The organism is Rhodococcus olei, assembly GCF_039540555.1.
In the GTDB taxonomy this organism is placed as follows: domain Bacteria; phylum Actinomycetota; class Actinomycetes; order Mycobacteriales; family Mycobacteriaceae; genus Rhodococcus_G; species Rhodococcus_G olei.
On the sequence record NZ_BAABFB010000059.1, the window covers coordinates 238969 to 251464 of the forward strand.

10 protein-coding genes and 1 pseudogene are annotated in these 12496 nt (G+C 71.5%); 5 read left to right on the plus strand and 6 right to left on the minus strand.

The genetic code is table 11. The annotated features are described in order from the left end of the window. Window position 1: 1 nt before the first annotated feature. Window positions 2-1600 carry an acyl-CoA synthetase gene (locus ABD951_RS19405; RefSeq protein WP_345348705.1) on the minus strand — a complete coding sequence of 533 codons (1599 nt, stop codon included), beginning with the start codon at window positions 1598-1600 and terminating at the stop codon, window positions 2-4. Window positions 1601-1715: 115 nt separating this feature from the next. Here ABD951_RS19405 and ABD951_RS19410 point away from each other — a divergent pair, with 115 nt between their 5' ends. After that, entirely contained in the window at window positions 1716-3200 is a 1485-nt protein-coding gene (locus ABD951_RS19410) for an adenylate/guanylate cyclase domain-containing protein (protein ID WP_345348708.1), read from the plus strand. A gap of 1 nt (window position 3201) precedes the next feature. On the opposite strand, the gene ABD951_RS19415 is transcribed toward ABD951_RS19410, so the two are convergent. Next, window positions 3202-4020 carry a DUF8176 domain-containing protein gene (locus tag ABD951_RS19415; protein ID WP_345348711.1) on the minus strand — a complete coding sequence of 273 codons (819 nt, stop codon included), beginning with the start codon at window positions 4018-4020 and terminating at the stop codon, window positions 3202-3204. A gap of 3 nt (window positions 4021-4023) precedes the next feature. After that, window positions 4024-5166, minus strand: coding sequence for an insoluble domain protein (locus ABD951_RS19420; protein ID WP_345348714.1), 1143 nt, complete (start codon window positions 5164-5166; stop codon window positions 4024-4026). A gap of 508 nt (window positions 5167-5674) precedes the next feature. Between ABD951_RS19420 and ABD951_RS19425 the strand changes: the two genes are divergently transcribed. Together ABD951_RS19425 and rraA are read left to right on the plus strand one after the other, a co-directional pair. Beyond that, complete coding sequence (locus ABD951_RS19425; RefSeq protein ID WP_345348717.1) at window positions 5675-6067, plus strand: DUF5313 family protein; 393 nt, start codon at window positions 5675-5677, stop codon at window positions 6065-6067. 45 nt (window positions 6068-6112) lie between these two features. Beyond that, window positions 6113-6592, plus strand: a complete 480-nt coding sequence (gene rraA / locus ABD951_RS19430) for a ribonuclease E activity regulator RraA (RefSeq protein ID WP_345348720.1) — start codon at window positions 6113-6115, stop codon at window positions 6590-6592. A 55-nt stretch (window positions 6593-6647) separates the two neighbouring features. On the opposite strand, the pseudogene ABD951_RS19435 reads toward rraA, so the two are convergent. Next, window positions 6648-7061 (minus strand): annotated as a pseudogene (locus ABD951_RS19435) (L,D-transpeptidase); the annotation flags it as partial. A gap of 564 nt (window positions 7062-7625) precedes the next feature. Further along, window positions 7626-7844, minus strand: a complete 219-nt coding sequence (locus tag ABD951_RS19440; RefSeq protein WP_345348723.1) for an RNA-binding S4 domain-containing protein — start codon at window positions 7842-7844, stop codon at window positions 7626-7628. Between the two features lie 48 nt (window positions 7845-7892). On the opposite strand from ABD951_RS19440, the gene lysX reads away from it, so the two are divergent. Then, window positions 7893-11276 carry a bifunctional lysylphosphatidylglycerol synthetase/lysine--tRNA ligase LysX gene (lysX, locus tag ABD951_RS19445; RefSeq protein ID WP_425569892.1) on the plus strand — a complete coding sequence of 1128 codons (3384 nt, stop codon included), beginning with the start codon at window positions 7893-7895 and terminating at the stop codon, window positions 11274-11276. Between the two features lie 57 nt (window positions 11277-11333). Beyond that, complete coding sequence (locus ABD951_RS19450) at window positions 11334-12095, plus strand: DUF998 domain-containing protein (RefSeq protein WP_345348726.1); 762 nt, start codon at window positions 11334-11336, stop codon at window positions 12093-12095. A gap of 15 nt (window positions 12096-12110) precedes the next feature. Here ABD951_RS19450 and ABD951_RS19455 read toward each other — a convergent pair whose 3' ends face one another. Beyond that, on the minus strand, window positions 12111-12407 hold the full coding sequence (locus ABD951_RS19455) for a putative quinol monooxygenase (protein ID WP_345348729.1): 297 nt from the start codon (window positions 12405-12407) through the stop codon (window positions 12111-12113). Window positions 12408-12496 lie beyond the last annotated feature (89 nt).

Sequence of the window (12496 nt, forward strand, 5' to 3'; positions counted from 1 at the left end):
CTCACACGGTCGCGCCGAGCACGACCTCCTTCGCCCACCGGTAGTCCGCCTTGCCGGACGGCGAGCGACGGATCTCCGGGACGACGACCACCGAACGCGGGATCTTGTAGCCGGCGACGTGCGCGCGGCAGTGTTCGGCGAGGTCGTCGGGGTCGGCGTCGTGCCCGGCGCGCAGCTGCACGACCGCGGCGACCCGCTCGCCGAAGCGGTCGTCGGGGGCGCCGGCGACGAGCGCGTCGAGCACCGCCGGGTGCGTCTTGAGCGCCTGCTCGACCTCCTCCGGGAACACCTTCTCGCCGCCGGAGTTGATGCAGGTCGACCCCCGGCCGAGCAGCACGATCGTCCCGTCCGGCTCCCGCCGGCCGAGGTCGCCGAGCACCGCGAGGCGCACGCCGTCGACAACGGGGAACGTCGCCGCCGTCTTCTCAACGTCACCCCAATACCCCACGGGGACGTGGCCGCGGCGGGCGAGGAACCCGACCTCCCCCGACTCCTCGGGCAACGCCCGGCCCCGGTCGTCGACGAGCATCATGTTCGGGTTCGACCGGATCCGTTTGGTGCCGTCCGCGCCGAACTCCACGACGCCGTCGTTGCCGGTCTCCGACGCACCGAACGCATCCTTGACGACCAGACCCGGAAGCAGTTCGCGCAGTTGCTCTTTGAGCTTCGGCGAGAAGAGCGCACCGCCGGACCCGATCAGCTTCAACGAACTCAGGTCGAACTCCTCACCGCGATCGACGATCGCGTCGGCGATCGGGCGGGCGATGGCGTCGCCGACGACCGTGACACCGGTGACGCGGTGCTCGTCGATCAACCGCAGGCACTCGACCGGGTCGAAGCTGCGCATCAACACCCGCGGCGCCCCCATCAGGAACGCGGTCAGCAGCGAGTAGATCGCTGCGCCGTGCATCAGCGGCGGAATCAGCAGCAGCACAACGGGCTCGGTGTTGGCGACCGCGGCCGCGACGACGTCCTCGACACTCGTCCGCGGCGGGCCGGACAGGTTCGCCCCCGACAGCGCGGCGTAGTAGAAGTCCTCGTGCCGCCACACCACGCCCTTCGGCATCCCGGTGGTGCCGCCGGTGTAGATGACGAAGTGGTCGTCGACACTGCGCGCACCGAAGCCGCGGGCCTCGGGCTGCGTCGCCAGCGCCGCCTCGTACTCGGCGACGTCCACGCCGGCGAGCGTGCCCGCGGTGGCCGCGTCCCCGACGACGAGGACGTGCCGGATCCCGGGTGTCCGCGGCAGGGTCGCAGCCACCACCGGGACGTACTCGTCCTCGACGACCATTGCCACGATCTCCGAATTGTTGTACAGGTACTCCAGTTCGGCGCCGGTGTAGCGGTAGTTCACGTTGATCGGCACGGCGCGGATCTTCATGCAGGCGAGCAACGCCTCGACGTACTCGACGCAGTTGCGCAGGTGCACGCCGACGTGGCTGCCGGGTCCGACACCGACCGCGAGCAGATGGTGGGCGAGCCGGTTGGCTCGGCGGTCGAGTTCGGCGTAGGTGAGGCGCCGGTCCTCGAAGATCAGCGGGACGCGGTCCGGAACGGCGTCCGCGACGGCTTCGAACAGGTCGGCGATGTTGGCGGTCACTCACGTCCTCGATTCCGAAAGAGATTGTTCGCGAAGCTAACACGCTGACCATTGTCGACGTGGGCAAACGACGTCACCCGTGGGCACGGCGGGACCCGGCGGCTATCGTTAGCCCATGGACCCGCCGGTCACCCGGTACGTCCAGCGCGACGGCCACGCGCTGGCCTACCAGGTGGTGGGCGACGGCGACCACGACGTGATCTGGTACTTCGAGATCGGCCTGCACCTGGACCTGATGTGGACCGACCCGCACCTCCACTACCTGTTCGAACGGATGGGTTCGTTCGCCCGCAACGCGCTGTTCCAGCGTCGCGGTTTCGGGCTGTCCGACCCGGTCGACCACATCCCGACCCTCGAGCAACAGGCCGACGACATCCTCGCGGTGATGGACGCGACCGGGATGCGGCGGGCCACCGTGGTCGGCATCTCCAGCACGTGCGGTGCGGCCGCGTTGCTGGCGGCCCGATCTCCCGACCGGGTGGCCGGGCTCGTGCTGCAGCAACCGTTCGCCGAGAGGGTGATCCGCGCGGACGGCGCGCTGTCACACGGGTGGACCACCGCCAGCCGGGATCGGTATGTCGGAGGGTTGCGGCGCGTGTTCGACGACTGGGGGTCCGGCGCCCTGCTGAGCGTGTGGGACGCGACGGAGGACTCGCCGTTCAACCGTCGCCTGATGGCGATGCTCGAGCGCTGCTCGGCCACCCCGGCAACAGCGCGAGCACATCTGGAATGGCTTCTTCGACTGGACTATTCGTCCGTCCTGCCGTCCATCCAGTGCCCGACGCTGGTGCTCTGGAATGCGGGCGCGCTCCTGCCGGAGGAGGTGGCGGGCTGGGTCGCCGAGACCGTCCCCGATGCGCTCCTCCAGACGATCGCGCGCGCGGAGCCGGGGGCGTCGCTCGGCGAGGCATGGACACCGATCATGGATCAGGTCGAGCGGGCCGTCACCGGGCACACGTTCGGGGTCGAAGCCGACCGCTACCTGGCGTCGGTCCTGTTCACCGACGTGGTCGGGTCGACCGAAACCCTGGCCCGGCTGGGCGACGTCGCCTACCGGGACGTCCGGGCCGCACACGAACGGCAGGTGCGACTGAGGGTGGAACAGTCCGGCGGCCGGCTCCTCGGGGTGGCCGGCGACGGTACGTTCAGCGTCTTCGACGGACCCGTTGCGGCGCTCCGGTGCGCACGCCTGGTCTGCGACGACGCAACCGATCTCGACCTCGTCGTCCGGGCCGGCGTGCACTCGGGGCAGGTGCAGCGCACCGGCTCGGACCTGACCGGAATGACGGTGCACATCGGCGCGCGGATCTGCGCCGCTGCCGGTCCCGGCGAGGTGCTGGTGTCCCGGACGGCGCGCGACCTCGTCGCCGGCTCCGGGCTCGCGTTCCGCGACCGCGGCACCCACACCCTCCGGGGAGTCCCCGGCCGCTGGCCGCTGTATGCGCTCGCCGACCACGACGAGCCGGCCACCCTGACTCGGGAACCGCTGAACCTCAAGGCGATCGACCGCGCGGTGATCGGTGCGGCACGACGCGCACCCGGTCTGCTGCGCGCCGCGACCGGGTTCGCGACCACCCGCCGCCACCGCCGGACGCGGTGAGTCACTCCCGCACCGTGATCGACGTGATCAGGGCGCCGTCCGGGGTCGCCGCGGTCCGGATGGTCTGCGGATAGTGCTCGGTGCTGCCGTCGGGCCTGCGCTCCCACACGTCCACCACGTACAGCCCGTCCGTGACCTTCTTCGTCAGCACGCAGTGCGTGGTGCCGACCGGAAGTGTGTCGATTCCCTCCCGGTCGAGCCGCTCCGCCGACCCCACCCGCGCGTCGGGCGCGACGTGGTCGCGGGCCCGGGCCCCGTCGCGCAACACGTAGTACCCCCATTCGAACCCGGCGATCGCCGCGGCACCGGGGTCGTCGGCGTCCACCGACGCCGGCTCACCCGACCCGAGCCTCGCGCACCACCGGGTGTCCGGAACATACACTGCCGCAACGTGACCGGTGTCCGGGGCGGTCCGCGGGTTGAGCAGCAGCCCGGCCGTCGTGACCGCGGCGACGAGGGCCGCGAACGCAGCCGTCGCGAGCAGTGCGCCGCGGTGCCGCCCGAACCACGACGGCCGACGTGGTCGGGACTCCCGCACGTCGGCCCGGACGTCCCCGCGATCCGGCCTCGGCCTGGGCGTCGGGGCCGCGGGTGCGCTCAGCCAGGCGGGTTCGGCCACCTCGGGCGACCGGGCGGACCGTTGGTGCGCCACCGCGTTGTCGCCCTCCTCCAGAGCCGTCACGGGCCCTGCCGACCGGTCCGGCTCACGTCCCTGCGGGTCGGACGTCGATCGGGCGACCGGGGCGGCATCCCGATCCCATCCGACGGCGCTCGCCGGTGTTCGCACGCCGGCGGCGCCGACCAGGGGATCGCGAGACATGCCCTATCCCTGGACGAGACCGGCCCGGACCGCGTCGAGGACCTCGCCGACCGGCCCGGCGACCGGGGCGAACGTCGTCGCGGTTGCGGCGCCGGCGGCCTCCACCCGCTGCACCAGGTCCCGGCCGCCGGGCTGCGCGGTGACCGTGTCCCGGACCTGCGCGGCCGCGTCCGCGACCTGCAGCGGCACCTGTCGGTCCGCCTGACGGACCGCCTCGACCGCACCCGGGCCACCGGGCAGCGACTCCACCCGGGCCACCGTGTCCCGGGTCGCGTCGGTGATCGCGGCCGCGTCGACGGTCGGGGCATCCGGGATCTCGACCTCGATCGGCTCGGCGAGGGTGTCGCCGGCACCGAACGCCATGCCCGTGGCGGCGCCGACGATCGCGCCGGTCGTGCCGGCCACCAGCGCGACGGGGATGCCGGCGACCGCCGCGCCGACCGCGGCGCCTCCCGCCGCGTTCAGGACCGGGGGCGCCACCCATCCCACGACGGGAAGCAGCGCGCCGGCCTCGGGAGCCATCGCGAGCCCGATGCCGAATCCGCTCACGCCGCCGACCAGACCACCGGCCACCGCGGCCGGGACACCAAGCGCCGCAGCCGTTCCGAGGCCGCCGAGCGCCGCGCCACCGACGGTGGCGGCACCGATCCGGTCGGCGCGGGAGGTCTCCACACCGATCGACTTCCAGAACGTGTCGACCTGCGCCTCGAACACCGCGGCGGTGTTGTTCGTCTTGTCGAGGTCCTCGCCGGACAGCCAGTTCGGCTTCGCCGCAACGTAATCGCCGAGCCGGAGGCGCTCCGGCGGTGCCTCGATCGGAGCCACCGGCTCGACCGGGGTCGGCAGGTGCAGCTGCTGCACGGTCACCGGCGCGCTCGGCGCGTCCTCGTAGTAGTAGGTCGGCGCGGGCCGGGTGGGCACGTTGTCGTACTCGACCGGCGGGGCGACCCAGTACTCCTTCGGCTCGGCCACGGCGGGTTCCGCCACCGGAGCGGGTCCCGGCGCGGGCGCGGGTGCCGCCTCCTCGGCGGGCACACCCGGCTGGTCCCGCGGCGCCTCCTCGACCCCGACGCCACCCTGCTCGGCGGGAGCCGCGGTGGCGACCCCGGAGCACACGATCGCGACGGCCAGGGGCAGTGCACCCACAACGGCGACCCGCTGCACGCGGCGGCGCCTCCCCCTCGACAATTCCCTGCTCATGTCGATCCCCCTTCGATTCGAGCCTGATTCGTGCACCGATCGCGCGGCTGCGCCGTCGGCGTGCGGGCAGGTGCGGGCAGCACGACACACGGGTGCCGTGCACATGCGGCGACACCGGTCGTCGCTCGAGTCGATTCCCCCCGGGACGGCGTGACACGCCGTGACTCCTGCCCCCCTGCTGCGTCCCGGCCCGACATCGCGGACCGCGGACAAACTCCCTGTCGGAGCGCATCGGCGATGATAGAGACGGCCACCGGTCGCGGACAACCCCCACCGCCGCGCATACCATCCGGTCGGTCCGCTATCTCGCGGCGAACGGGGGTCGGGGCAACCCGTGGACCTCCCGGAAATCGGATCCGCCACCCGTGCTGTGACATCGATCACATCGGCGTGTCCCGATCCGTGCGCGAACCCCCGTGCGGCGCGCCCGCCGCGCGGACTTACGCTTGATGACATGTCCGACCAGCGCAAACCCAACTTCGTGCAGTACCTCGGCTACCTGTTCGGCCGAACCCTGCCCGACTCGATGCAGGACTGGGTGCGGAACGACCTCGTCGGCCCGGGCTCGTCGGTGCGCTACGTCATCCGGTTCACCGTGCCGCTGATCCCGCTGTTCGTGGCGTTCTACTTCCTGATCCCGGGTGAGCGCTGGATTCCGCTCGCGATGATGGCCCTGCTGCTGCTGCCGGTGCTGTACTTCGCGATCGCGCTGATGAACATCTACCGCAGGCACCGCCTGCAGAGCCACGGACTGGACCCCGAACTGCTCGGCGAACGCGCGCAGAAGCGTGCCGCGGCCACTCGCGCGGATTACGAGGCCCGTCACGGCCGTAGTACCGGCCAGTAACCACGAACTAGGCTGTCGATGTTCGCCGACGAAGGGACCCTCCACATGACCGAGCAGGTAGCGACCGCCGATCTGGCCGACGAGATCGGCCCCGACATCCGCAGCTGCGACACGCAGTTCATCCAGTTCGGCGGGCACCCTGTGTTTTCCGGGCGCATCACGACCATCAAGTGCTTCCAGGACAACCTGCTCGTCAAGCAGACGCTCGGTGAGCCCGGCAACGGCGGCGTGCTCGTCGTCGACGGGGACGCCAGCGTGCACACCGCCCTCGTCGGCGACATCATCGGCGGCAAGGGCGTCGCGAACGGCTGGGCGGGGGTGATCGTCAACGGCGCGGTCCGCGACTCGGCGATCCTGCGCACCCTCGAGATCGGCATCAAGGCCCTGGGCACCAACCCGCGCAAGAGCACCCAGACCGGGTCGGGTGAGAAGAACGTGCCGGTCACCTTCGGTGGCGTCACGTTCAACCCCGGCGAGATGGTCTACAGCGACCACGACGGCGTCGTGGTCCGCGCGGAGGACTGACCCTGCCCCGGGTGTGCGGTCAGCCGACGAATCGGCGACCGCACACTCGACGCGGTCAGCCGACGATCGTGACCGTGTCGCCGACCCGCACGTTCTCGTAGAACCAGCGCGCGTTCTCGGTGTTGAGGTTGATGCAGCCGTGGCTGACGTTCTCGACACCCTGCGAGTCGACCGACCACGGCGCGGCGTGCACGAAGATGCCGCTCCACGTGATGCGGACCGCGTACTCGACGTTCAGGCGGTACCCCTCCGGCGCGTCGATCGGCACCCCGTAGGTGGACGAGTCCATGATCATGTCGCGGAACTTCTCGAGCACCTGGAAGGTGCCGAGCGGGGTCTCGTGGCCGGGTTTGCCCATCGACGCCGGCATCGTCCGCACCACCTGACCGCCGACGCTGACCACGAACTGGTGGGTGGAGACGTTCGCGACCGCCGACACCGGGCCGCCCTGCGTCCGCACTCCCGGAGCGGCCCCGGCCACGCCACCACCGAAAGCCAAGTGCAGCAACACGATGACGATCGTTGCGCACAGGATCCGCAGCGTCTGCCGATGTGCCCGCCTCATGGCCGCACCGCCCTTCGAACCGACGTGACCGGCTCATCCCAGTGTGGCACCGGAAGACGGTGTACAACAGTGCTGGGCACGGTTGCGCTCCAGGAAATCGCCGATCCGCGGGGATCCGACGCCGAGGTCGCCCGCAACGCCGCGCGGGCGAAATCGACACTGCCCCAGCAGTCGACGACCCGGCACCGCCGAGTTCACGACCTGACGGTCCTCCCCCCGGCCGGTACGCCCACAGCCCCGCAGGGCCCGACGGTTCGCGAATTCCACGACAGCGAACCTTGATTCGTCATCGCGGCGGCGACGAGCCATCGCGCCGGCCGCCGACGGAAACAGCCGGGCACGGCGAGGAGCGGTTCACCGAATCCGGCCGCGAATCGGACACGACCGACCCGCGAGTCCAACGCTGCCGACCCCGGGTCCGCGACGACGGCGTGCGGGTCCGGGGCCGGAGCGGCGTCGCCGCCGGGGTCAGTGCGCGACGCGGGCGCTCATGCCGCCGATCTCGACGACGTCGCCCTCGCGGAGTTGCCGGCCGCGGCGGACCTCGACCTCGCCGTTGACGGAGACGAGTCCGTCGGCGATGACGCCTTTGGCCTCGGCGCCGGACTCGATCAGGTTGGCGAGTTTGAGGAACTGACCGAGGCGGATGGATTCGTCGCGGATCGGGACGTCTTCGGGGGCGGGCATGAGGCCCATCATTCCGCACCCCGCCACCGGACCGTTCACACTGGAGGCATGCCGCCGATCACCGCGAGTGACACTCCAGCCCGTCCGTCGGTCGCGTCGCGTGCGCTCCCCCGACCACGCAGCTCCCGACTGGCGCAGGTACCCCACATCGCCGGCCTGGTCCTCGGGATCTACGCGGTCGCGGTGTTCCTGTGGAGCGTGTCGCCGGTGCTGCGGTTCCTGATCCGGCCGGTGCGGCTGTACATCGACAACTACTACTTCGACGCCCCCGACACCAGCTTCTCGTGGGCGTTCGTCCTCGCGCTGCTCGCCGCGGCCCTGGCGGCGCGCAAACGGATCGCGTGGTGGCTGCTGACGGTCTACCTGGCGCTGCTGACGCTGGCCGACCTGATCCTGATGGTGGCCAACCGCAACGTCAACGACGCGATCGCGATGGTCGTCCACCTGGTGGTGCTCGGGATCCTGATCGCGGCCCGGCCACAGTTCTACACCCGGGTCCGCCGCGGCGCCGGGTGGAAGGCGCTCGGGGTCCTGGTCGCCGGTCTCGCGATCGGCACCCTGCTCGGGTGGGCCCTGGTGGAGCTGTTTCCCGGCACCCTCCCCGAGGGCCAGCGACTGCTGTGGGCGTTCAACCGGGTGACCGCGCTGGCCACCATCGACAACGAACAGTTCGACGGCCGTCCGCACGGATTCGTGAACACGCTGCTCGGACTGTTCGGCGCGCTCGCACTGCTCGCCGCGGTCGTCGTGCTGTTCCGGTCGCAACGCGCCAGCAACGCCCTCACCGGACACGACGAGTCCGCGCTGCGCGGGCTGCTGGCCCGCTCCGGGGCCGACGACTCCCTCGGCTACTTCGCCACCCGCCGCGACAAGGCGGTGGTGTTCGCCCCGTCCGGGAAGGCGGCGGTCACGTACCGCGTCGAAGTCGGGGTGTGCCTGGCCAGCGGCGACCCGATCGGTGACGAGGAGGCCTGGCCGCACGCGATCGACGCATGGCTCGACCTCGCCACCACGTACGGCTGGACCCCGGCGGTCATGGGGGCGAGCGAAGCCGGCGCCACCGCCTACGCCCGGGCCGGGCTGTCGGTGCTGCAGCTCGGCGACGAGGCGATCGTGCACACCCGCGACTTCGATCTGGCCGGCCGCGAGATGCGTCCGGTGCGGCAGGCCGTCAACCGGGTCCGCAAACAGGGTGTGACGGTGCGGATCCGCCGGCACCGCGACGTCCCCGTCGACGACATGGCGCGGGTGATGGCCCTGTCGGAGGCGTGGCGGGACACCGAGACCGAACGGGGCTTCTCGATGGCCCTGGGCCGGCTCGGCGACCCCGCGGACGGCGACTGCCTGCTCGTCGAGGCGCTCGGCCCCGGAGCCGTCGATCCGCACACCGACGGCGGAGCCGGCCGGCCGCTCGCCGACGGCGAGGTGTTCGGCATCCTGTCCCTGGTGCCGTGGGGCGCCACCGGCGTCTCGCTCGACCTGATGCGACGAAACCCGAAGTCCCCCAACGGGGTCGTGGAGCTGATGGTCACCGAGTTGGCGACCGGCGGCGATCGGTTCGGCGTCAACCGCATCTCGCTGAACTTCGCGGTGTTCCGGTCGGTGTTCGAGGAGGGCGCCCGCATCGGCGCCGGCCCGGTGCTGCGGCTGTGGCGGTCGGTGTTGGTGTTCGCGTCCCGCTGGTTCCAGCTCGAGGCCCTGTACCGCTCGAATGTGAAGTACCAGCCCGAGTGGGCGCCGCGGTACCTGTGCTTCGGGGACCGCCGGGTGTTGCCGAAGGTGGGTGTCGCGTCCGCGATCGCGGAGGGCTTCCTGACCCTGCCGAGACTGCGCCGCCGGAACGTCACGAAGCACACCGGGGTCCGGGAGGCGGTGCCCGCGGCGCTGGCCGCGACGGGGATGCTGCACGAGGACGGCAGTGCCCCGAACGGCGTCACCCCGGTCGCCGCGCCCGCCGCGCCCGCGGCCGGTCCACGGCGCCCCGAGCAGGTGCGGGTGCGGATGGACAAGCTGGCGCGGCTCGGCACCGAGGGGGTCGACGCCTACCCGGTCGCCGACCCGCCGACCCACACCGTCGCCGCGGCCGCGGAATGCCCCGAAGGGACGCGGGTGCGCATCGCCGGCCGGTTGTTGCGGATCCGCGCCTACGGTGGTGTCGCGTTCGCCCTGGTCCGGGACTGGTCGGGCGACCTGCAGGTGCTGTTCGACCGGACCACGGTCGGCGACCGGCTCGACGAATTCACCGCCGACTTCGACCTGGGCGACCTGATCGAGGTGAGCGGGACGATCGGCCGCAGCCGCAAGGGCGAGCTGTCCCTCCTCGCCGCCGACTGGCGGATGACCGGCAAGTGCCTGCACCCCCTCCCGGACAAGTGGAAGGGCCTGTCCGACCCGGAGACCCGGGTGCGACAGCGGTACGTGGACCTGGCGATCAACCCCGCCGCGCGGGACCTGCTGGTGGCGCGCAGCGCGGTGGTCAAGTCGTTGCGGGACACCCTGACCGCGCGGCAGTACCTCGAGGTCGAGACGCCGATCCTGCAGCAGGTGCACGGCGGCGCCAACGCGGCCCCGTTCCTGACCCACATCAACGCCTATCACATGGACCTGTACCTGCGGATCGCTCCGGAGCTGTACCTGAAGCGGCTGTGCGTCGCCGGGATGGAGAAGGTCTTCGAGATCGGCCGGGTGTTCCGCAACGAGGGCGTCGACTTCAAGCACAACCCCGAGTTCACGATCCTCGAGGCCTACGAGGCACACAGCGACTACGAGGGGATGATGGTGTTGTGCCGAGAGCTGATCCAGGCCGCCGCGGTCGCGGCGCACGGCCGCGAGGTCATCCTGCGCCCCGGCCCGGACGGCGAGATGGTCGAGGTCGACATCTCCGGCGAATGGCCGGTCAAGACCATGCACGACGCGGTGTCGGAGAAGCTCGGCACCCGGATCGGCCCCGAGACACCGCTGGCCGAACTGCAGCGACTGTGCGACGAGCGGGAGATCCCGTACCAGCCGGGGTGGGACACCGGCGCGGTCGCGCAGGAGATGTACGAGCACCTCGTCGAGGACCACACGGAGTTCCCGACCTTCTACACCAACTTTCCGACGTCGATGTCGCCGCTGACCCGCCCGCACCCGACCATCCCCGGGGTCGCGGCGAAGTGGGACCTCGTCGCCTGGGGCATCGAACTGGGCACCGCCTACAGCGAACTCACCGACCCGATCGATCAGCGGACCCGGCTCACCGAACAGTCGCTGCTCGCCGCCGGCGGCGACGAGGAGGCGATGGAGCTCGACGAGGACTTCCTGCAGGCGCTCGAGCACGCGATGCCGCCGACCGGCGGCCTCGGCATGGGTGTGGACCGCATCGTCATGCTGATCACCGGGGGCAGCATCCGTGAGACGCTGGCCTTCCCCCTGGCGAAACCGCGCCAGTGACCGAGGCGCTTGCGACGTGAGAGAAGACGACAGGTAGTGAACGACCGAACCGCTCAGGTGAGCGCCACGCCCACCGCCCCCGTCCCGGACCGGACGGACGGGCAGCGACGCACCCGCACGGCGGTGATCGCGACGATTCTGCTGGGGGCGGTGATCTACTCGTCGTGGCTGCTGGAACTGGTGCTGCCGACCGGCCTGGACCCGTCCCGCGCCTACGTCAGCGAACTGGCGGCGCTCGACCAGCCGTACGGGCTGATCTTCCGGACCGGCGACCTGATCACCGGCATCCTGCTCACCGGCGCCGCCGTCCTCGCGCTGACGCTGCGTCCCCGGCGGCTGCTGACCACCATCGGCTGGATCGGGCTGGCGGTGTTCGCGATCTCGACCATCCTCGACTCCCGGATGCCGCTCGAGTGCTCCGCCCACGCCAGCGCCGCGTGCGCGGCCCGCGAACAGGCGGGACTGCTCGACGAGGCCCGGCTCGCACACGCACTCACCAGCGTCGGCGCCGCGACCGCCGCCGGGGTGTCGGTGTTCGCCTTCATCATCGCCGCGTACCGGTATCGCTGGCCGCACTGGCTCCGCTGGGTCGGCGTCGCGGTCGTGGTCACCTACCTGATCGGCAACGCGTGGACGGTGTTCGCGATCGACATGGACGGCCGCGGCGACGAGGTGTGGCTGCTCGGCTACGCGCAGCGCCTGCAGCTGGTCGCGGTCACCGGCTGGATCGTCTACCTCGCGCTGTGCGCGGCCTTCGGGCGCAGCGGTCCGGATGCCCGCGCCGAAGCGGCCCCGGGGGAAGCGACCTCACCCGGGTGAGGCCGCGGCGCCGACCTACACGTCGACCGGGGTGAGCGGGTGGATCGCCGGCGCACCGTCCAGATGCGCGCCGATCGACGAAAGCGCGGCCTGCAGGTGCGGCGTCTCCAGGTGCGCCTGCAACGCCCCCTGGTCCGTCCACTCCTCGACGGTGACGAAGGTGCCCGGCGCCGCGGACGATTCGTAGAGGTCGTACGCGACGCAGCCGGACTCCTGCCGGCTGACCGCCGCGAGCGTCGACAGCCCCGCACGCACCGTCTCCTCGGAGCCGGGCTTCGCGACGATGGTGGCGACCACGTTCAGGTTCGGCATCGGTTCTCCCCTTCCCGGCGACCGCCCGACGCGGCCCGCGCGCCTCACCGTACCGAGGGCGCCCCGGCTCCGCGGGCACGTCGAGGTCG